Source organism: Aminobacter niigataensis (genome assembly GCF_014200015.1).
GTDB classification, from domain to species: Bacteria; Pseudomonadota; Alphaproteobacteria; order Rhizobiales; family Rhizobiaceae; genus Aminobacter; species Aminobacter niigataensis.
This window is the reverse complement of the sequence record NZ_JACHOT010000002.1, coordinates 607,711-628,493: the sequence shown is the minus strand read 5'-3', so window position 1 is coordinate 628,493 and position 20,783 is coordinate 607,711. Positions and strand designations below refer to the sequence as shown.

The following is a 20,783-nucleotide window of genomic DNA, read 5'->3' as shown; positions in this document are numbered from 1 at the left end:
TAAGAGCCCGGCCACACGAAACGCGGCGCGTCGTCAGGCAGTGCCCGCAACGCTCCCGAGTAGACATATGAACCTCCGCAATATCGCGATCATCGCGCACGTCGACCATGGCAAAACAACCCTGGTCGATGCGCTTCTCAAGCAATCCGGTTCGTTCCGTGAAAATCAGCGCGTCGCCGAGCGCGCGATGGATTCGGGCGACATCGAAAAAGAACGTGGCATCACCATCCTGGCCAAGGCGACCTCGGTCGACTGGAAGGATACCCGCATCAACATCGTCGACACGCCGGGCCACGCCGATTTCGGCGGCGAGGTCGAGCGCATCCTGTCGATGGTCGACAGCGCCATCGTTCTAGTCGACGCTGCCGAAGGCCCGATGCCGCAGACCAAGTTCGTGGTCGGCAAGGCGCTCAAGGTCGGCCTCCGTCCGATCGTGGTCATCAACAAGATCGACCGCCCCGACGCCCGCCACCAGGAAGTCATCAACGAGGTGTTCGACCTCTTCGCAGCGCTCGACGCCACCGACGAGCAGCTCGACTTCCCGATCCTCTACGGTTCGGGCCGCGATGGCTGGGTTTCCGAGAATCCGGAAGGCCCCAAGGACCAGGGCCTGGCGCCGCTGTTCGATCTCGTGCTCAAGCATGTTCCGGCGCCGACGGTTAACCCCGGCCCGTTCCGCATGATCGGCACCATTCTCGAGGCCAATCCGTTCCTTGGTCGCATCATCACCGGCCGTATCGCGGCGGGCACGCTGAAGCCCAACCAGGCGGTCAAGGTGTTGCACCATGACGGCACGCTGCTGGAAAACGGCCGCGTCACCAAGATCCTCGCCTTCCGCGGCATCGAGCGCCAGCCGATCGAAGAAGCCCATGCAGGCGACATCGTCGCCATTGCCGGTCTTTCGAAGGGCACCGTGGCCGACACCTTCTGCGATCCGTCAGTGAACGCGCCGATGGCCGCCCAGCCGATCGATCCGCCGACCGTCACCATGTCCTTCATCGTCAACGACTCGCCGCTAGCCGGCACCGAGGGCGACAAGGTGACCAGCCGCGTTATCCGCGACCGCCTGCTCAAGGAAGCCGAAGGCAACGTCGCACTCAAGATCGAGGAATCGCCTGACAAGGACTCGTTCTTCGTTTCCGGCCGTGGCGAATTGCAGCTCGCGGTGCTGATCGAAACGATGCGCCGCGAAGGCTTCGAGCTTGCCGTGTCGCGTCCGCGTGTGGTCATGCAGAAGGACGAGAACGGCGAACTGCTTGAGCCCGTCGAAGAAGTCGTCATCGACGTCGACGAGGAGCATGCCGGCATCGTCGTGCAGAAGATGTCGGAGCGCAAGGCCGAGATGGTCGAGCTGCGTCCTTCGGGTGGCAACCGCCAGCGCCTGGTGTTCCACGCGCCGACGCGCGGCCTGATCGGCTACCAGTCCGAGCTTTTGACCGATACGCGCGGCACGGCTGTCATGAACCGCCTGTTCCACTCCTATCAGGCCTACAAGGGCGAGCTGCCAGGCCGCACCAATGGTGTTCTGATCTCCAACGATCAGGGCGAGTCGGTGGCTTTCGCCATGTGGAACCTCGAAGATCGCGGCCCGATGGTCATCGATGCCGGCGTTAAGGTCTATCAGGGCATGATCATCGGCATCCACAGCCGTGACAACGACCTCGAGGTCAACGTGCTGAAGGGCAAGAAGCTGACCAACATCCGCGCCGCCGGCAAGGATGAAGCAGTGCGCCTGACGCCGCCGATCCGCATGACGCTCGAGCGCGCTCTGGCCTGGATCCAGGACGACGAGTTGGTCGAGGTGACGCCGAAGACCATCCGCCTGCGCAAGCTCTATCTCGACCCGAACGAGCGCAAGCGCTTCGAAAAGTCGAAGGGCGCGGCGTAAGCCACCAGATTTGATCAAAAAGGGCGTCTCCGCTGGAGGCGCCTTTTTTGTTTGCAGAATAGATTGCGTCCAGCGTCACATCTCGATGATCGGCGCCACCTCGACAGAACCGCCGGCCGCAAGGATCGGGCAACCCTTGGCGATGCGCGCGGCGTCGGCGGCATCTTTCGCGTCGAACACCGAATAGCCGCTCACCGGATTGGCGCCGCCGTCATTGCTGACCGCGCCGTTGGCGGCGACCGTCTGGGATTTGCCGACCGGTGCACCGCCGTCGACGACGGCGGCACCCAAACCGGCGAACCAGTCCATCCAGGCTTTCATCACCTTTGCGCCTTCTTCTTCGGTCTGCGGTATCGTACCGCCGTGATAGACGAAGAGAAACTTGGCCATGATCTATCTCCCGTGGCGTGCCGACAGGCCGGCCACCCGGCATCTTGCCAGCGCAGGACGAACATCTGCCCGAAGCTTGTCGCGAGCAAGGCCTCCTGGCGTCCCGCTCTATCAAGTTGCGCCATTACGGCCGGCCATCGTCCGCCAGTTGCAAGTTCCGCTCGTTGCCATAAGCTCTGGCTGCCAGTTTGAGGGAAAGACGATGGAACCGACGTCGCTTCTGATCTTTGCCGGTGCGCTGCTTGTCGCCGCGGGTTCGCCCGGCCCGTCGATCGCCGCCCTGGTTGCACGGGTGATTTCCAAGGGGTTTCGCGACGTGCTGCCGTTTCTGGCCGCGATGTGGATCGGCGAGGCGATCTGGCTGTCGCTGGCGGTGTTCGGGCTCGCCTTCGTGGCGCAGTCCTTCCACCTGGCCTTCGTGGTCGTGAAATGGCTCGGCGTCGCCTATCTCGTCTATCTTGCCTGGAAGATGTGGACTGCGCCGGTCGAGGCGCGTGAAGGCGAGCTGCCGCGCCAGGATTCAGCCGTCAGGCTGTTTGCCGCCGGCATGGCGGTGACGCTGGGCAACCCCAAGATCATGATGTTCTACCTCGCTTTGCTGCCGACCATCATCGACCTCGCTTCCGTCACTGTTGTCGGCTGGCTGGAACTGACGCTGACCATGGCGGCCGTGCTGATCGCCATCGACCTCTGTTGGGTGTTTGCGGCCGCGCACGCGCGCAAGCTTTTGAGGAGCCAGCAGGCGATGCGAATCGCCAATCGGGTGAGTGCGACGACGATGGCCGGGGCCGCCGCCGCGATTGCCGTGAGGTAATGACAACCGTTTCGGCAACATGTCGATGGCGTGCGCCTTGCGGACGTTGCGTCAGCCTAAAATTCAGGCATTTTCTGCCCATTGCCTAGGCGTTTTTCCATACGTTCCGTCAAACCTTTGTCGCTAAAGGCGGGCCATCTGCTACGATAGTCGCAAAAGCATGTGACGGGACGGGAGAAACTAGCGTCATGGCCGAACCAATGAAGTCGAAGGCGAGTTCCGCCAAGACTGCATCTTCCTCGAAATCCTCCAACAGACCTCCCCAGATTCTCGAACTGTTGCTTGGTCGCGCTCCGGCCGAGGACGTGGCGGACTACGAACCCGGCATGCTGGAACGGGCCGCCCAATTGGCCGAACAGGCCGTTCTCAAGCATCGCAAGGGATCTTCGGTGATCGACATCGAGACCGGGGCGGGGGTTATCCGCCATGGCCGGCCGGTAACTGTCGTTACCGTCGTCAACGACAACATGCCGTTCCTGTTCGATTCGGTCCTCGGCGAGATCACCGAGGCTGCAGGCGAGCCGGTACTCGTCACCCATCCGGTCCTTCACGTGCGACACGGTCGCACCGGCGTCGACGAAATCCTGGGCGACGGCAAGGGCGACCAGGGCGTCGACAAGCTGAGCGTCATCCATGTGCACATCCCGCTGCTCGGCAAGGACGCCGCCGAAGCGCTGCGCGAACGGTTGAAGAAGCTGCTCGGACAAGTCCGCGCCGCTGTCACCGACTGGAAGCGCATGCTGGCGCGGCTCGACCAGGCGATCTCGGAATTCCGCTATGCGCCGATCCCGCTCGACAAGAACGCGGTGACCGAGGCGATCGCCTTCCTGGAATGGCTGCGAGACGACAATTTCACTTTCCTTGGCATGCGCGAGTTCAAATATTCGGGCGGCGAGAAGAGCGGCACGCTGGAGCGCGCCGACAAGCCGGGCCTGGGCATCCTTGCCGACCCCGACGTGCTGGTGCTGCGCCGCGACACTGTCGATGCGATCTCTACGACGCCCGAGATCCGCGTCTTCCTGCATGGCCCCGATCCGCTGATCGTCACCAAGGCCAATGCCAAGTCGGCGGTGCACCGCCGCGCCTATCTCGACTACATCGGCGTGAAGACCTACGACGCCAAGGGCCAGCTTTCGGGCGAATTGCGCATCGTCGGCCTGTTCACCTCGACGGCCTACACCCGCTCGGTGATGAAGATCCCCTATCTGCGCTCCAAGGCCGAAGCGGTGATCCAGAAGTCGGGCTTCGATCCTGCCGATCATTCCGGCAAGGCACTGATCAACGTGCTCGAATCCTATCCGCGCGACGAGCTTTTCCAGATAGCGGTGCCGGCGCTGCGCAAGCATGCCGAGGCGATCCTCGGCCTGGTCGAGCGGCCGCGCGTTCGGGCGCTGGTCCGTGTCGACCAGTTCGACCGCTTCGTCTCGATCCTCGTCTTCGTGCCGCGCGACCGCTACGATTCGGTCGCCCGCGAGCGGATCGGCGCCTATCTCAGGAAGGTCTTCGAAGGCCGTCTGTCAGCCTATTACCCGGCCTTCCCCGAAGGCGGGCTGGCGCGCGTTCACTTCATCATCGGCCGCTCCGGCGGCAAGACGCCAAAGGTCGAGCAGGCAGCGATCGAGGCGGCGATCCGCGATATCGTCACCACCTGGGAGGACGGGCTGCGCGAAGCTTCGGCAGAGGCGGGTTCGCCCGCGTCGCTGGTCAGCGTCGCCAACCATTTTCCGCAGGACTACCAGAACAGCTTCTCGCCGGGCGCGGCCCTGCTCGACGCCGAGCGGATTTCCACGATCAGCGCCGCCAATCCGATCGTCATCGACTGCTACCGCGACGCCGGCCAGGCGCCGGAACAGGCTTCGCTGAAGATCTACCACTACGGCGCACCGCTGGCGCTGTCGCGGCGCGTGCCGCTGCTCGAGAACATGGGCTTCCGCGTCATCAGCGAGCGCACCTTCGAGCTCGGCGAAAAGGGCGAAGACCAGATCTTCATCCACGACATGGAACTGGAGAACGCCTACGGCCAGCCGGTCGACCTCGCCGACGGCGGACTGCTGTTCGAGGAGGTGTTCCTGTCGGTGTGGACCGGCGACGCCGACAATGACGGCTACAACGCTTTGGCGCAGACGGCGGGGCTCGGCTCCAACGAGATCGTCATCCTGCGCGCCTATGGCCGCTACCTGCAGCAGGCCGGCATTCCGCAGAGCCAGGACTTCATCGCAGCAGCGCTCAACCGCTACCCCGATATCGCGCGCGGCCTGCACCAGATGTTCCTCGCCCGACTCGACCCGGCACAGGAGAAGGACGGGCTGGTCACGGCAAAGCATCTCAAGGCCAAGATCAAGGATGCGCTGGAGGCCGTTCCGAACATCGACGACGACACCATCATCCGGCGCTACGTCAACCTGATAGAGGCGTCGCTTCGGACCAACCATTTCGTCGCCGGCAAGAAGGAGCGGGGCCAGTCGCTGGCGATCAAGCTCGACTCGCGCAGCGTCGACGGCCTGCCGGAGCCGCGGCCCTGGCGCGAGATCTTCGTCTACGGCTCCGAGGTCGAGGGCGTGCATCTGCGCTTCGGCGCGGTGGCCCGCGGCGGCCTGCGCTGGTCGGACCGGGCGCAGGACTACCGCACCGAAGTGCTGGGCTTGGTGAAGGCGCAGCAGGTCAAGAACGCCGTCATCGTTCCGGTCGGCGCCAAGGGTGGCTTCTTCCCCAAGCGGCTGCCGGTCGGCGGCAGCCGCGATGCCATCTTCGAGGCGGGTAGGGCAGCCTACGTCAACTTCGTCTCATCGATGCTGTCGATCACCGACAATATCGACGGCGACAAGGTTGTGCCGCCGAAGGACGTGGTGCGACGCGACGTCGACGATCCGTATTTCGTCGTCGCCGCCGACAAGGGCACGGCAACCTTCTCGGACACCGCCAACGGCATCAGCGAAAAGCACGGCTTCTGGCTCGACGATGCCTTCGCCTCGGGCGGCTCGGCCGGCTACGACCACAAGAAGATGGGCATCACCGCGCGCGGTGCCTGGGAGGCAGTGAAGCGCCATTTCCGCGAGATGAACCGCGACATCCAGACCTCGCCTTTCACCGTGGTCGGTGTCGGCGACATGTCGGGCGACGTGTTCGGCAATGGCATGCTGCTCTCCGAGCAGACACGGCTGATTGCGGCCTTCGACCATCGCGACATCTTCATCGATCCCGATCCCGACATGGCGGCGTCGTTTGCCGAGCGCAAGCGCATGTTCGCGCTGCCGCGGTCGAGCTGGCAGGACTACGACAAGTCGAAGCTGTCGGCGGATGGCGTGGTCGTCTCGCGTGCGCAGAAATCGGTGACCCTGCCGGCTGCGGCGGCTGCCGCGATCGGGCTGGAGAAGACCACGGCTTCGCCGACCGAGATCATGAGCGCCATCCTGCGGGCGCCGGTCGACCTGTTGTGGTTCGGCGGCATCGGCACCTATGTGCGGGCGACCGGCGAAACCAACCAAGAGGCCGGCGACCGGGCCAATGACGCGATCCGCGCTACAGCCAACGAGGTTCGCGCCAAGGTGATCGGCGAAGGCGCCAATCTCGGTACAACGCAAAGGGCGCGCATCGAATTCGGCCTCAAGGGCGGGCGCTGCAATTCGGACGCCATCGACAATTCGGGCGGCGTGAACTCGTCCGACGTCGAGGTCAACATCAAGATCGCACTGGCTTCGGCGATGCGCGCCGGCTCGCTCCAGCGCTCGGCGCGCAACAAGCTGCTTGCCGAGATGACGGAGGAAGTGGCCGGGCTGGTGCTTGCCAACAACTATGAGCAGACGCTGGCGCTGTCTCTCGCCGCCCGCCGCGGCATGCAGGACATCGCGCACCAGGGCCGCTTCATGAGTGCGCTCGAAACGCGCGGCCTGCTCGACCGCGCGGTCGAGGACCTGCCAAGCGCGGCAGCGCTCGCCGAGCGGCAGACGCGCAACGAACCGCTGACCCGGCCCGAGCTCGGCGTGCTTTTGGCCTACGCCAAGATCGTGCTGTTCTCCGATATCGTCGCCAGCGACTTGCCCGACGATGCCCAGTTCGCGCACGACCTGATGGGCTATTTCCCCGGCCGCATGGCCAAGAAATACGAAGCTGAGATTGGCGGCCACCGGCTGCGCCGCGAGATCATCACGCGCGTGCTGGTCAACGATCTCGTCAATCGCGGCGGACCATCCTTCGTCAACCGCCTGCAGGAAGCAAGCGGCCGGTCGGCAGCGGATGTGGCGCGCGTCTTTGCGGTTGTACGCGACGGCTTTGCGCTGCCGGGACTCTATGCCGAGATCGATGCTTTGGACAATGTCGTCGATGGCATGACGCAGCTCGATCTCTACCAGGCGGTGAGCAGGCTGCTCTTTGTGACCTGCGGCTGGTACCTCAGGAACGACCACGGCGACGCCCCGCTGGCAAGCCGCATCGCTGAGTTGCATGGCGCACGCGCGGCGCTCGAGCACAAGTTCGCCGGCATGCTGCCAGCCTTCACCCAGGACCGCATCCAGAAGCGGAAGGCGGGCTTTGCCGCAGCGGGTGCGCCGGAGAAGCTGGCCGAGCGGCTGTCGCTGCTCGAAGTCGGCGAACTGGTGCCCGACATCGCGCTGGTGGCGAAGACCGCCAAGGCCGATATCGTCGCGGCCGCCAAGTCATTCTTCAGCGTCAGCGAGGCGTTTCGCATCCCGCGCATCGAAGACGCTGCCAATGCGATATCGAGCTCCGACTACTATGAGGGGCTGGCCCTCTCTAGGGCGTCGGACACGATCGGGGCGGCACGGCGCGGCATTGCGGTGGCGGCCCTTACAGGCTTCGGCAAGGCTGCCGACCCTGTCGCGGCCTGGCTCGAGGCGGGCGGCGAGCGCATCAACCGTACCCGCGAACGGCTGCAGGCGCTGACAGAGGGCGGTGACATCAGCGTGTCACGGCTGACCGTCGCGGCGGGCCTGATGAGCGACTTGTCAGGCCGATAGTGGCTCGTCAAACCGGCCTGCCGCGGAGATCGCGGCGGGCATTTTCCTCAAGGACCACGCAAGCGAACTGCGCTATAGCTCGCAACGACGCGCAAATGCGGCGCGCGTGGAGGGACGATGGCTGAGACGATGGTGGTTCAACGTGCGCCGCGGCGTGGCGTCTGGGGCTGGATGCTGTTCGACTGGGCGGCGCAACCCTTCTTCACGGTGGTCACCACCTTCATCTTCGGCCCCTACTTCGTCTCGCGCATGGCGACCGATCCGGCCATGGGCCAGGCGGCGTGGGGCTACGGCATCGCTGCAGCGGGCTTCGTCATCGCCATCCTGTCGCCCGTCCTCGGCTCGATCGCCGACCAGACCGGGCCGCGCAAGCCGTGGATCGCCTTCTTCGCGACGATCAAGGTGCTAAGCCTGTGCATGCTCTGGTTTGCCGAACCCGGCTCGCCGCTCGTGCCGATCGTTTTGCTGTTTTCGCTGGCGTCAGTTGCGGCGGAATTCTCGATCGTGTTCAACGATTCGATGATGCCGCGCCTGGTGTCGAAGGACGAGATCGGCAAGATTTCGAACATAGCGTGGGGCCTCGGCTATCTCGGCGGCATGATCGTCCTGATCTTCGTCGTAGGCTTCCTGGCGGCATCGCCCGAAACCGGCAAGACCATCATCGGCGCCGACCCGCTGTTCGGCATCAATCCGAAACTCGGCGAGGATGCACGTGCCACCGGCCCGATCTCGGCGCTGTGGTACCTGATCTTCATCCTGCCCATGTTCCTGCTCACGCCCGACAGCGGCAAGGGCATTGCCATCCGCCCGGCCGTGCGCCTGGGCCTGAGCGAACTCAAATCGACATTGGGCGAGGTGCGCCAGCGCACCGGCATCTTCCGCTTCCTTGTCGCCCGCATGATCTACCAGGACGGCGTCAATGCACTGCTCGGGCTCGGCGGCGCGTTCGCCGCAGCGATGTTTGGCTGGACCATCACCGAGATCGGCATCTACGGCATCATTCTCAACGTCATAGCGATCTTCGGCTGCCTCGTCGCTAGTAGGCTCGACACTGGTTTCGGCTCGAAGGTGGTGGTGGTGGTTTCACTGGTGCTGCTGACGATTGCCACCATCGGCATCGTCTCGACCGGGCCGGGCTACACGTTGTTCGGTATCTGGCAGATGCCAGGCGCCGACACCGGCGGGCTGTTCGGCACCCCGGCGGAAAAGGCCTACATCGCCTTCGGCCTTTTGGTCGGTATCGCCTTCGGTCCGGTGCAGGCCTCGTCGCGCTCCTACATGGCCCGCAGCGTCTCGGCCGATGAGGCCGGGCGCTATTTCGGCCTCTATGCGTTGTCGGGCCGGGCGACGAGCTTCGTTGCGCCTTTCGTGGTCGCAACCGTCACCGCGTTGAGCGGTTCGCCGCGCCTGGGCATGGCGATGATCATCATCTTCTTTGCCGTCGGCCTGGCGGTGCTGCTGCGGACGCCTTATCCGGCGGACGAGGTGTAGTAAGCGCGTACTTCCTTCTCCCCTTGTGGGAGAAGGTGTCGCCGCAGGCGACGGATGAAGCGTGCTGGAAGAAACGAGAAGCCGCGGCGAGCGCGCTGAGCGGTGGACGCATCGAACCTGCAGTACTCCGTCCAATACCCCTCATCCGTCTCGGCGCTTCGCGCCGATCCACCTTCTCCCCCAAGGGGAGAAGGAACGTTGCTTCAGTGCCTGAAATGCCTGACGCCGGTGAAGATCATGGCGATGCCGTGCTCGTCGGCGGCGGCGATGACATCTTCGTCGCGCATCGAGCCCCCCGGCTGGATGACGGCGGTGGCGCCTGCCTCGACGGCTGACAGCAGTCCGTCGGCGAAGGGGAAGAAGGCGTCGGAGGCAACGACAGAGCCCCTGGTCAGAGGCTCGGCGAGGCCGGCAGCCTCTGCCGCGTCGAGGGCCTTGCGCGCGGCGATGCGGGAGGAATCGACCCGGCTCATCTGGCCGGCGCCGATGCCGACGGTGGCAAGGTCGCGGGCATATACGATGGCGTTCGACTTGACGTGCTTGGCGACACGGAAGGCGAACTTCATATCCTCGATCTCGCGCTGGGTCGGCTGGCGCTTGGTGACGACGTTGAGGTCGAGGGCGTCGACGATGGCGTTGTCGCGCGACTGGACGAGCAGGCCGCCGGCAACCGACTTGACCGCAAGGCCGGCGCGATCGGGATCGGGCAGGCCGCCCGTCACCAGCAGGCGCAGGTTCTTCTTGGCGGCGACGATGGCCTGGGCTTCCGGCGTGGCGTCGGGCGCGATGATGACCTCCGTGAAGATCTTGACGATCTCCTCGGCCGCTTCGGCATCGAGGATGCGGTTCATCGCGACGATGCCGCCGAAGGCGGAGACCGGGTCGCAGGCCAGCGCCTTGGCATAGGCCTCGGCAAGAGAGGCACCTTCGGCGACGCCGCACGGGTTGGCGTGCTTGATGATGGCCACCGCTGCGGTGCGCACCGGATCGAACTCGCCGGCGAGCTCGAAAGCGGCATCGGTGTCGTTGATGTTGTTGTAGGAGAGCTGCTTGCCCTGCAGCTGGGTTGCGGTCGCAACGCCGGGGCGCTTGTCGCCGGTCAGGTAGAATCCGGCCGACTGGTGCGGGTTCTCGCCGTAGCGCATGACGCTCTGCAGCTTGCCGCCGAATGCGCGCCAGTCGGGCGTGTCGATTTCGAGCGCTTCGGCAAACCAGCCGGAGATCGCGGCGTCATAGGCGGCGGTGCGGGCGAATGCCTTGGCGGCGAGCTTCTTGCGCGCCTCGTAGGACAGGCAGCCATTGTTGGCGACGATGGAGTCGAGCACGTCCTTGTAGTCGGCCGGATCGGTGACGATGGCGACATAGGCGTGGTTCTTGGCCGAGGCGCGGACCATGGCCGGACCGCCGATGTCGATGTTCTCGACGATCGAGGCGTAGTGGGCGCCGGAATCGCGGACCTCTTCGAACGGGTAAAGATTGACCACCACAAGGTCGATCGGCTCGATGCCGTGTTCGGCCATGGCGGCAGCGTGCTCGGGATCGTCGCGAACGCCGAGCAGCGCGCCGTGGACCGATGGATGCAGCGTCTTGACGCGACCGTCCATGATCTCGGGAAAGCCGGTCAGTTCGGAGACGTCGCGGACTGCGATCCCTTCGGCTGCGATGCTCTTGGCCGTGCCGCCCGTCGACACGAGTTCGACGCCGACATTGGCGAGGCACTTGGCGAATTCGATCAGGCCGGTCTTGTCGGAAACCGACAGCAGGGCGCGGCGGATCGGCACCAGATCGGGAGCGGGGATCTTCTTGGATACGACGGCCATGGCGAGGGGGCCTTTCACGGCTGGATGAGAGACGCGACTACAGCGCCGCGCGTCTTTTGGGACGCGCAAAGGACGCTGTAGCAAATTAATTGGTGCATGATCCTTTCCGAAAATCGTTACCGATTTTCGGGGTCATGCACTAGGGCGGCGTACCATATGACGCTTGGAAATCAAGGCGCGCAGCGCCTTTCGCTCAGTTTTCGAGGCGGCTGATGATGCGAGTTCGGGAGAATTGCCAGTGCACCTCGGAGACTTCCGAAGCCTTGAACGACAGCACGATCTGGCGCGAGCGGCGGGGCCCGCCGAGACCGGCGAAATAGATCGATTCCTCGACCTCGGCAGGAATGTCCGGGGAGATGAAGACCCAGGTGTCGATGTCAGGGCCGGTCAGCACCAGCCGCTCCTTCTGGTCACGGAACAGCTGGACGTCGGGGTGGACGTGGAAACGCACGGCAACGAGATCGCGGCCGTCGTTCTTGATTGGCGCCTTGCCGGCGCGAAGCAGGCGGTCGCAACCCGACAGGATGCTGCCACCGGCCGACAGGCTGAGCTCGCGCTCGTGATGGAGCCCGAAGCGCTGGGCGTAGCCGTCGTGGCTGGCGACAAAGCCATGGATGCCGGGCTTGTCGAGCCGCTGGGTGGGCACCGACTTGGGGCCGCCGAACAGTGGGCTGCCGAGCAGGCCGCTGACGCGCTGCGAATGGGCAAAACTTGCCGACGAGGTGTCGTTGATCGTCACTGTCGAATGCGCGGCGGTGGCGCGCGCCAGCGGCCTCAGTTCGGCGATGCCATAGGTGTCGACGCCGGCGTTGACGATGTAGTGCTGCCGGCCCGACGACATCTCGAAGGACAGGCAGCCGGCATGGGCGTGGTTCGACACGTCGATGGGCGGGGCCGTGCCGGTGTCGGCAATGACCGTCGTGCCGCCCATGGCCAGGCGCTCGTAGCCGGAATGGGTGGCATGCAGCGGCGGCGAGCCGGCGGTGTCGTCGTGGCGCAGGATCGCGGCGATGCGGTCGTGGATGGTGGCGCCCATGCCATTGAAGCGCGCGAGGCTGCCGTCCTGGTGGCGGAAGAAGCGCAGCGCTGGCAGCATGCGCTCGACAGCATTGATCAGCGCCAAGGGCGGCTGTTCGGCCTGATTGGCATAGGTGTGGCGCAGCGGCAGGAGGTCGGCGAGGATCTCCAGCACCGCCATGGGGTTGCGCGAGACATGACCGCCGTCGGGCAGGATCTGGCGGTCGAGTTCTTCGGCGAGACTGCGCGTGGCCGAGCGCAGCGCCGAGACCGGTGCTGGCAGGGAAAGGGCGGCGAAGGCAAGTGCTATGCGCGCCCTCAGCCGGTCCTTGCCGGCGGGCATTTCGCGCGCCATGGAGCGGAGGTAGCGGATCTGCATCGCCAGAGAGCGCAGGAAGGACCGGTAGAAGGCGAATTCGGCGCCCTGGAGCACTACCGAGGAATGCTGCAGCCAGGCGATGATGCGCTTGGCGGTGGTCGCCGGCTCCCAGGCGACGCCTGAAATGCGGTTGCCATGCATGGCGATCCAGTCGGAGACGAGCGCCCGCGCGTTCGCCGCGGCGAGTTCAGTGCCGGCAGCGCGCATGTGGCGCAGCCAGCGGAAACCGTGCAGGCTGCGTTGCCAGCCGCGATTGGGAACGTCGACGAGGAAGGGCGACTGGCCGCCTGTTTCGACCAGATGGCCGGACAGCGGAAAGCGGCCATAGTAGATTTCAAGCGCGATCTGGGGGTCGGCGAGGCGCAGGTCGGGCGGCGCAATGAGCACGCGTTCGGGCGTACGTCCGGAATAGCGCCAGCGATAGGCCGGGCCGGCGCGCAAACGCCGGCGTGCCTTGCGCCAGAACTCCTTGGCGACGAGCGTCCACAGGCGCGTCGTGTTGTCCGCCGTAATCGACAAAAGCCCTCCCGACGCAACCCACGTCATGGTTCAAATTAGGTTGTTTCAATGGCGGGCGCGAGGGTGAATTTTTGGTAAATGCGTGGATCAGGCGAGACGACGGAAGCGCGCGGCAAAGAAGCCGTCGAGGCCGGAGACGGCGGGATTGCCGAGGTCGAGGCCTGCCGGCGTGGTACGCAAATATCCTGCGGCAGTGACGAAATCGTCGATACCGGCGACCTCGCCGACGCGAATCGGATCGAGTTCGACCTTGCCCTTGTGATCGGCGAGGAAGCCGGCGACGAGCGCCTCGCCTTCCTCGGGATCGAGCGAGCAGTTGGAAAAGACGATCCGGCCACCTGGCTTCACCAGCTTCACCGCGCGGTCGAGCAGGCCGCGCTGCACGCCGGCGAGTTTGGTGATGTCGTCAGGTGATTTCGTCCACAACACGTCGGGGTGGCGGCGCACGGTGCCGGTCGACGAGCACGGCGCGTCGAGCAGCGCGGCGTCGAACAGTTCCTCCGGCTCGTAGGCGAGAATGTCGGCATTGACCTTGTCGGCGTCGAGGCCAAGGCGCTCGAGATTGCCGGCAAGGCGAGTGAGGCGGTTCTTCGAGGCTTCGACCGCAGTGACCTTGGCACCGGTGAGCACGAGTTGGGCGGTCTTGCCGCCGGGGGCGGCGCACAGGTCGGCGACACGCTGGCCGGCGACATCGCCAAACAGCTTTGCGGGGAGCGCTGCGGCGGCGTCCTGGACCCACCAGGCGCCTTCAGCGAAACCGGGCAATTCGGCGACCGGACCGGCAAGGCGCTCGATGCGCACCGAGCCGGTGGACAGGACTATGCCGCCCAACTGCTCCGCCCATTTGGCGGCATCGGCCTTGATGGAGAAGTCGACAGGTGCTTCGATGCGATGCGCTGCGAGAATCTTTTGAGCTTCGTCCGCGCCGTAGGCTGTGGTCAGCCGCTCGACGAACCAGTCCGGGGCGTCGTTTGTCGCCGCCAGCATCTCGGGAAGCTCGGCATCCTTGGCACGGGCAAGGGTGCGCAGCACGCCGTTGACCAGGCCTGAAAAACGCACGGTGCGCGGGTCCGCCTTGGCGTGGGTGACAGCGAGGTCGACGGCAGCGCTGTCCGGGATGTCGAGGAACAGGATCTGGGCCGCCGCGACATGCAGGATATGGGAGAGCACCGTGGCGTTGGCCGGGAGCGGCTTCTCCAAGCGCCGCGCGAGCAGCTTGGCGATGGTGACACGATAGCGCAGCGCCGTGGCGAGGATGGCGCGGACGAGACCGCGGTCGCGCAGGTCCAGCGCCCGGAACTGCGGATGGCCGTGCTCGTGATCGGTCAAGCCGTCGAGCGGCGTCCTGGCGTCAATGGTGGCTGCCAGCAGGCGCGCGGCGGCCATGCGCGCGGCGATGCCGGGGACATCGGGAACGATGGATGGACGGTTGCCCTTGCTGTCGCCGGTGCGTGCGCGGTTTCGCTTGGGGTCGCGCTGGTCGGCGCTCACGACCTCGGGCCCTTCGGCCCGGTCGGATTGCGGCCCCATGGGCCGGACGGGCGCGGCTGCTCGGGTGCCGCCTCCTCGGAGGGGCGACCGCCCCACGGGCCCTGCTGGCTGGAAGGAGCGGTACGCTGGGCGGTCGGTTGCTGCGGTGCCGTGCGCGATGCAGGACGACCGACACCCTCATTCGCCATCGCCTGAAGGGCGGCGATTCGGTTTTCAGTATTGGGGTGGGTCGAAAATAGATTGTCCATGCGCTCGCCGGATAGAGGATTGATGATGAAGAGGGGAGCCATGGCAGGATTGCGCTCGGCTTCGGGGTTGTGGATGCGTTCGACGTTGCGGGCGATCTTGTCAAGGGCGGAGGCGAGCCAGAGCGGATTGCCGCAGATTTCCGCGCCACGACGATCGGCCGAATATTCGCGCGTCCGGCTGATCGCCATCTGCACCAACATGGCGGCGAAAGGTGCGACGATCATCGCCACAAGCACGCCGATGAAGCCGAGCGGATTGTTGTTGTCGCGGTTGCCGCCGAAGAAGAAGGCGAAGTTGCCAAGCATCGAGATCGCGCCGGCAATCGTCGCGGTGATCGTCATGATCAGCGTGTCGCGGTTCTCGACGTGGGCGAGTTCGTGCGCCATCACGGCCGCGACCTCTTCGTGGCTGAGGCGTTGCAACAGGCCGGTGGTGGCGGCGACGGCGGCATTCTCAGGATTGCGGCCGGTGGCAAAGGCGTTGGGCTGCGGATTGTCGATCAGGTAGACCTTCGGCATCGGCAGGCCGGCATTGGCCGCAAGCCCGCGCACGATGGCGTAGTATTCCGGCGCGTTGCGCTCGTCGACCTCGACGGCATGGTTCATGCGCAGAACCATCTTGTCGGAGTTCCAGTAGCTGAACAGGTTCATGCCCGCCGCGATCAGGAAGGCAATGGTCATGCCGCCCGAACCGCCGATCAGGTAGCCGACGCCCATGAACAGCGCCGTCATGGTCGCCAGAAGCATCGCCGTCCGCATCATGTTCATCGTTCGCTCCGTCCTTTTCCGCGCGTGCCAGGGTCGATCCCGGCTGCGCGCTTCGCTATATGATGGGAGAGACGAGGGTGCGTTTCAATCATTTCCGAGGAATCCCATGAACGACGCCATGCCGCAAATCGAGCCGGAGCAGCCGGCGCCGAAGGAGCTTTCGCCGGCTGCCAAACGCGCCTTGGCTGAAGCCGAGGCACGCCGCGAAGCCTACAGGGCGCAGGAGGCGAAGCTGCCGCGCGAGATCGGCGGCCGCGGCGGCAAGGAGCCTGGGCGCTACGGCGACTGGGAAATCAAGGGGCTGACCAGCGACTTCTGACGGCACTTGGGCTCGCGCGCACCTTGCTGGCCGCGATGGAACCGAAGTCGTGAGCAGTTCGTTTTCCCAAGAATTGCGCAAGGAGCTGCTATGACCAAGATGATTTCGGGACTCGTGCTTGCTGTATTGCTTGCCGCCATGCCGGCGCACGCCCAGACCAAGGATCCGGCGGTGCCGCCGCAGAATTCGCTCAAGCTGTCCGAGATCATCGCCAAGATCGAGCAGCGCGATCAGTTCCACTACATCTCCGAGATCGATTGGGAGAGTGAAGGCTATTATGACGTGGTTTATTACACGTCTGATAAAGCCAAGGTTGAAATCAAGATCGATCCGGTCAGCGGCGAGCCGAGGAGGTAGGCCGATTGGCATCAGCCTCCTGACCCTATGACTGTCGCCGACGGGTATGTTGGTGGTCACTGGCAGATTTTGGGACACCTCCGACGCACCGAAACGGAACAGTTCGAAACCGGCCTTGGAAATCGCAATGCATCATGGTTAGCGAATGGTGAAAAAGGCGCGCAGCTGGCAGCGCCGTTTACGCTCCATTTACCTTGATGTCAGCTGAAACCTTGCGAATTCAATAACTTGTCGATGCGCCGGTCAGTTAGGACCGGTAGAAGGCCGACACGGCCAGTTTCCTGCAACGCCCTTCGCCAGAGGCAATCGAATGGCGGGGCGGGACATGTTGCAATTTCGGAAGGTGGGACGGACGGCACTTCGCCTGGCCGGGGATCGTCGGGGCAATTTTGCCGTCCTGGGCGGCGTGACGATTCCGTTGCTGGCCATGGCTGCCGGGTTCGGGCTCAACATCGTCCAGCTTTCCAATGTCAAATCCAGCCTGTCGCTGGCGGTCGATGCTGCCGTGACGTCGACGGCCCGCGACCTGACGACAGGGAGGATCAAGCCGGAAGATGCGGACTCCTCCGTCCGGACGCTCCTCGAGGTCAACGCCGCGAACCTGCTGGCGCCGGGCGAGAAGGTGGTGCTGCGCAGTGTGACCGTCGACAAGCTGGCGGGCACGGTCGAGGCGACCGCCGAGATCGACGTCGACATCTTCTTCCCGCTCTTCGGTACGGCCAATCGCCAGCGCGTTTCGGCAACGACCGCGTCGCTCTATTCCGACAAGCGCATCGAAGTTGCGATGATGCTCGATGTCACCGGCTCCATGGGCGGGCAGAAGATCAAGGACCTGAAGACGGCCGCCCAGAACGCCGTCAGCATCCTTCTCACGGGCCAGAATGCCGACAAGCCGCGCATACGTATTGCGCTGGTTCCCTATGCCGAGGCCGTCAACACCGGCGGACTTTCGGATGCCGTCTTCGTCGAGAAGCCGGGCAAGTCGGACCTGCCGCCGCCGATCGATGCCGTTCAGGCCGTGTCCGCCAGCAGCGGTGGCGACGGTTGCGCCACCGAGCGCAAGGACAAGGACGGAGCCGCCGACTTCAGCGATGACGGACCTTATACCGAGCGCGAGAACAACAAGGGCGAGATCTACCTCGCCAGGGTCAATCGCGACGACCGGGTGGGGTCTTGCCCCTCGGCGAAGCTGATACCGCTGACTGCCGACATGGCGAAGCTGACGACCGCGATCGACGGTTTCAGGGCGAACGGGGTGACAGCAGGCGGTATCGCGGCGCAATGGGGCTATTACATGCTTTCGCCCAAATGGCGTACCGCCATCAAGGATGCGAACATCGGTGCGGGCCCAGCTGACCACGATGCCAAGAAGGTCGCGAAGGTTGCGATCCTGATGACCGACGGCCTGTTCAACACCGCCTTTGCAGGCGTGTCCGGGAAGGCCCAGGGCGGCCAGTCGGCTAAGTCCGGAAGCTACGCCGAAAGCATCTGCGCCAACATGAAGAAGGACGGCATCGAGGTTTTCACCATTGGCTTCGATCTCGACAACAAGGATACCTCGAAATCCGAAAGGAATGCAGCCAAGGCCGTGCTCAAGAACTGCGCGACGCCGGATACCGGCACCTTGAAGCGTTATTTCGAAGTCTCGACGGGCAAGGAACTCGACGATGCCTTCCAGACCATCGCCCGCAACATCGAACAGCTGTCGCTGACAAAATAGGCGGGATCTCCAGGAATCAAAAAGGCCGCGCTTCTTGCGAAGACGCGGCCTTTCCGTGTTTCGTCCGTGGCGCGGCCGTCAGCGGCAATGCCTGGGGCATCACCTGCCGCACGTCATGCATCGCTCAGGAAGGCTGCTTCCCGAGAAGGCAATCCGTAGAGGCCACGTTCAGGAAAACGAAATCACTCGACATCGGATCACCTCCTTTCAGTTCGTTGAACACGAATAGCAAGGTGGGGTCTTTTCGCAGTTTGCGCAAGTGCGACCATCGATCTAGTCGCACTTGCAGGCCGGCTCCCCTCGCACCGGTGGCGCGAGGGGATGGGTCCGTTCAGGCGCGCTTGTTCTGGCGGTTGGCAACGAGATCGTCCACGACGGCCGGATCGGCCAGCGTCGAGGTATCGCCCAATGCGCCGAAATCGTCCTCGGCGATCTTGCGCAGGATGCGGCGCATGATCTTGCCGGAGCGCGTCTTGGGCAGGCCGGGCGCGAACTGGATCTTGTCGGGCGAGGCGATGGCGCCGATCTCCTTGCGGACGTGGGCGACGAGCTCCTTGCGCAGGTCCTCGGTGGCCTCGATGCCGGACATCAGCGTGACATAGCTGTAGATGCCCTGGCCCTTGATGTCGTGGGGGTAGCCGACCACGGCGGCTTCCGAGACCTTGTCGTGGCTGACCAGTGCCGACTCTACTTCCGCCGTGCCCATGCGGTGGCCGGAGACGTTGATGACGTCGTCGACGCGGCCGGTGATCCAGTAGTAGCCGTCTGCGTCGCGGCGGCAGCCGTCGCCGGTGAAGTACTTGCCCTTGTAGGTGGCGAAATAGGTCTGGATGAAGCGCTCGTGGTCGCCATAGACGGTGCGCATCTGGCCCGGCCAGGAATCGGCGATGCACAGATTGCCGTCGGCAGCGCCTTCGAGCAGTTTGCCTTCATTGTCCACCAGCTCGGGGACCACGCCGAAGAACGGCCGCGTCGCGGAGCCCGGCTTGAGGTCGGTGGCGCCAGGCAGCGGCGTGATCAGGATGCCGCCGGTCTCGGTCTGCCACCAGGTGTCGACGATCGGCACCTTCTTGTCGCCGACGACGTTGTAGTACCACTCCCAGGCTTCGGGGTTGATCGGCTCGCCGACCGAACCCAGCACGCGCAGCGACTTGCGCGAGGATGTCTTTACGTGGTCGTCGCCCGCACCCATCAGCGCGCGGATGGCGGTGGGCGCGGTGTAGAAGATGTTGACCTTGTGCTTGTCGACGACATCCCAGAAGCGCGAGGCGGAAGGATAGTTGGGCACGCCCTCGAACATCAGCGTGGTCGCGCCGTTGGCGAGCGGACCATAGACGATGTAGCTGTGGCCGGTGACCCAGCCGACATCGGCGGTGCACCAGTAGATGTCGCCGTCATGGTAGTCGAAGACATACTGGTGGGTCATCGCGGCATAGACGAGATAGCCGCCGGTGGTGTGCAGCACGCCCTTGGGCTTGCCGGTCGAGCCGGAGGTGTAGAGGATGAACAGCGGATCCTCGGCCTTCATCTTCTCGGGCTTGCACTCAGCTTTCACCGAGCGGACTTCGTCGTGGTACCAGCGGTCGCGGCCCGGAGCCCAGCCGATCTTGCCGCCGGTGCGGCGCACGACCAGCACGTCCTTGACCATGACGTGGTTCTTGGCGGCAATGTCGATCGCCTTGTCGGTGTTTTCCTTGAGCGGGATCGCCTTGCCGCCGCGCAGACCTTCGTCGGCGGTGATGACGAAGGTCGATTCGCAGTCGACGATGCGGCCGGCCAGAGCGTCGGGCGAGAAGCCGCCGAAGACGATTGAATGGATGGCGCCGATGCGCGTGCAGGCGAGCATCGCATAGGCTGCCTCGGGGATCATCGGCATGTAGATGGTGACGCGGTCACCTTTCTTGACGCCGTGCTTCTTCATGACGTTGGCGAGGCGGCAAACGTGCTCGTAGAGCTCGTTGTAGGTGATCTTCTTGTCGTCGTAAGGGTTGTCGCCTTCCCAGATGATGGCGGTCTGGTTGCCGCGCTTCTTCAGATGGCGGTCGATGCAGTTGTAGGAGACGTTGGTCAGGCCGTCCTCGAACCACTTGATCGAGACCTTACCCTCGAAGGAAGTGTTCTTGACCTTGGTGTAGGGCTTGAACCAGTCGATCCGCTTGCCGTGCTTGCCCCAGAACTTGTCGGGGTTCTTGACGCTCTCACCATACCATTTCAGGTAGGTGTCGTTGTCGATGAGCGCATTCTTCTTCCACGCCGGCTGGATGCGGTGGACACGGACTTCGGACATTTCTTTCCCTTCCTCCCGGATGCGATCCGACGGCCCCTGATGGCCTGCGGACGGCGACCTCAGGGCCGCACGTTGGCGCGCATTATTATCAATTTGCAGTGCGTCACAATATTAGACATTGGATTTGCCTCGACACATTCCGCAGCGGCAAATCGCCGCCGCTATATAGCTATCAGCAATGGTCGCGGTCGAGTGCTAAACGGCTGATTTCTTGGAACTTATCACGGGCGGATCACGTTCATTTTAGTGGACGGTTAACGACCGCGGCGCAGACTCATGCCGTGGAGGAGTTGTTCGACACG

At 64.3% G+C, this 20,783-nt stretch carries 13 protein-coding genes; 7 read left to right on the top strand and 6 right to left on the bottom strand.

The annotated features are described in order from the left end of the window. The first annotated feature begins 67 nt into the window (after positions 1–67). Positions 68–1,888: a translational GTPase TypA gene (gene typA / locus GGQ99_RS12880; protein ID WP_108606364.1), complete on the top strand. Its 1,821-nt coding sequence runs from the start codon at positions 68–70 to the stop codon at positions 1,886–1,888. Positions 1,889–1,963: 75 nt separating this feature from the next. Here the strand turns inward: typA and GGQ99_RS12875 are convergent, their stop codons facing one another. Further along, a complete protein-coding gene (locus tag GGQ99_RS12875) occupies positions 1,964–2,278 on the bottom strand; it encodes a YciI family protein (RefSeq protein WP_183262825.1) in 315 nt (104 codons plus the stop codon). 202 nt (positions 2,279–2,480) lie between these two features. Here GGQ99_RS12875 and GGQ99_RS12870 point away from each other — a divergent pair, with 202 nt between their 5' ends. From GGQ99_RS12870 to GGQ99_RS12860, 3 genes are all read left to right on the top strand, one after another. Then, on the top strand, positions 2,481–3,092 hold the full coding sequence (locus tag GGQ99_RS12870; RefSeq protein ID WP_183262824.1) for a LysE family translocator: 612 nt from the start codon (positions 2,481–2,483) through the stop codon (positions 3,090–3,092). A gap of 188 nt (positions 3,093–3,280) precedes the next feature. After that, complete coding sequence (locus GGQ99_RS12865; RefSeq protein WP_183262823.1) at positions 3,281–8,065, top strand: NAD-glutamate dehydrogenase; 4,785 nt, start codon at positions 3,281–3,283, stop codon at positions 8,063–8,065. A 117-nt stretch (positions 8,066–8,182) separates the two neighbouring features. After that, positions 8,183–9,556: an MFS transporter gene (locus tag GGQ99_RS12860; RefSeq protein WP_183262822.1), complete on the top strand. Its 1,374-nt coding sequence runs from the start codon at positions 8,183–8,185 to the stop codon at positions 9,554–9,556. Between the two features lie 203 nt (positions 9,557–9,759). On the opposite strand, the gene purH is transcribed toward GGQ99_RS12860, so the two are convergent. From purH to htpX, 4 genes are all read right to left on the bottom strand, one after another. Beyond that, entirely contained in the window at positions 9,760–11,376 is a 1,617-nt protein-coding gene (gene purH / locus GGQ99_RS12855; protein WP_183262821.1) for a bifunctional phosphoribosylaminoimidazolecarboxamide formyltransferase/IMP cyclohydrolase, read from the bottom strand. A 193-nt stretch (positions 11,377–11,569) separates the two neighbouring features. Beyond that, entirely contained in the window at positions 11,570–13,291 is a 1,722-nt protein-coding gene (locus GGQ99_RS12850; protein WP_108606369.1) for a heparinase II/III family protein, read from the bottom strand. Between the two features lie 87 nt (positions 13,292–13,378). Then, positions 13,379–14,782 (bottom strand): RsmB/NOP family class I SAM-dependent RNA methyltransferase, encoded by a 1,404-nt coding sequence (locus GGQ99_RS12845; RefSeq protein ID WP_343061721.1) that lies wholly within the window; start codon positions 14,780–14,782, stop codon positions 13,379–13,381. Further along, the gene (gene htpX / locus GGQ99_RS12840) at positions 14,779–15,798 is read right to left on the bottom strand and encodes a zinc metalloprotease HtpX (RefSeq protein ID WP_183262819.1); all 1,020 of its coding nucleotides are present in this window, start codon (positions 15,796–15,798) and stop codon (positions 14,779–14,781) included. Before htpX ends, GGQ99_RS12845 begins: the two co-directional genes overlap by 4 nt. Positions 15,799–15,904: 106 nt before the next feature. Between htpX and GGQ99_RS12835 the strand changes: the two genes are divergently transcribed. The 3 genes from GGQ99_RS12835 (at position 15,905) to GGQ99_RS12825 (ending at position 18,194) form a co-directional block, all read left to right on the top strand. Then, positions 15,905–16,117, top strand: a complete 213-nt coding sequence (locus GGQ99_RS12835) for a DUF1674 domain-containing protein (RefSeq protein WP_108606372.1) — start codon at positions 15,905–15,907, stop codon at positions 16,115–16,117. Positions 16,118–16,207: 90 nt separating this feature from the next. After that, entirely contained in the window at positions 16,208–16,474 is a 267-nt protein-coding gene (locus tag GGQ99_RS12830) for a PepSY domain-containing protein (protein WP_183262818.1), read from the top strand. Between the two features lie 325 nt (positions 16,475–16,799). After that, positions 16,800–18,194 (top strand): vWA domain-containing protein, encoded by a 1,395-nt coding sequence (locus tag GGQ99_RS12825; RefSeq protein WP_183262817.1) that lies wholly within the window; start codon positions 16,800–16,802, stop codon positions 18,192–18,194. Between the two features lie 331 nt (positions 18,195–18,525). Here GGQ99_RS12825 and acs read toward each other — a convergent pair whose 3' ends face one another. Further along, positions 18,526–20,481, bottom strand: a complete 1,956-nt coding sequence (gene acs / locus GGQ99_RS12820; RefSeq protein WP_183262816.1) for an acetate--CoA ligase — start codon at positions 20,479–20,481, stop codon at positions 18,526–18,528. Between the last annotated feature and the right edge of the window lie 302 nt (positions 20,482–20,783).

Coding starts and splice junctions, on each gene's coding strand:
- GGQ99_RS12875 (WP_183262825.1), bottom strand. CDS start 2,278: ATGGCCAAGTTTCTCTTCGTCTATCACGGCGGTACGATACCGCAGACC.
- GGQ99_RS12860 (WP_183262822.1), top strand. CDS start 8,183: ATGGCTGAGACGATGGTGGTTCAACGTGCGCCGCGGCGTGGCGTCTGG.
- GGQ99_RS12830 (WP_183262818.1), top strand. CDS start 16,208: ATGACCAAGATGATTTCGGGACTCGTGCTTGCTGTATTGCTTGCCGCC.
- acs (WP_183262816.1), bottom strand. CDS start 20,481: ATGTCCGAAGTCCGTGTCCACCGCATCCAGCCGGCGTGGAAGAAGAAT.
- htpX (WP_183262819.1), bottom strand. CDS start 15,798: ATGAACATGATGCGGACGGCGATGCTTCTGGCGACCATGACGGCGCTG.
- GGQ99_RS12870 (WP_183262824.1), top strand. CDS start 2,481: ATGGAACCGACGTCGCTTCTGATCTTTGCCGGTGCGCTGCTTGTCGCC.
- GGQ99_RS12865 (WP_183262823.1), top strand. CDS start 3,281: ATGGCCGAACCAATGAAGTCGAAGGCGAGTTCCGCCAAGACTGCATCT.
- typA (WP_108606364.1), top strand. CDS start 68: ATGAACCTCCGCAATATCGCGATCATCGCGCACGTCGACCATGGCAAA.
- GGQ99_RS12835 (WP_108606372.1), top strand. CDS start 15,905: ATGAACGACGCCATGCCGCAAATCGAGCCGGAGCAGCCGGCGCCGAAG.
- purH (WP_183262821.1), bottom strand. CDS start 11,376: ATGGCCGTCGTATCCAAGAAGATCCCCGCTCCCGATCTGGTGCCGATC.
- GGQ99_RS12825 (WP_183262817.1), top strand. CDS start 16,800: ATGTTGCAATTTCGGAAGGTGGGACGGACGGCACTTCGCCTGGCCGGG.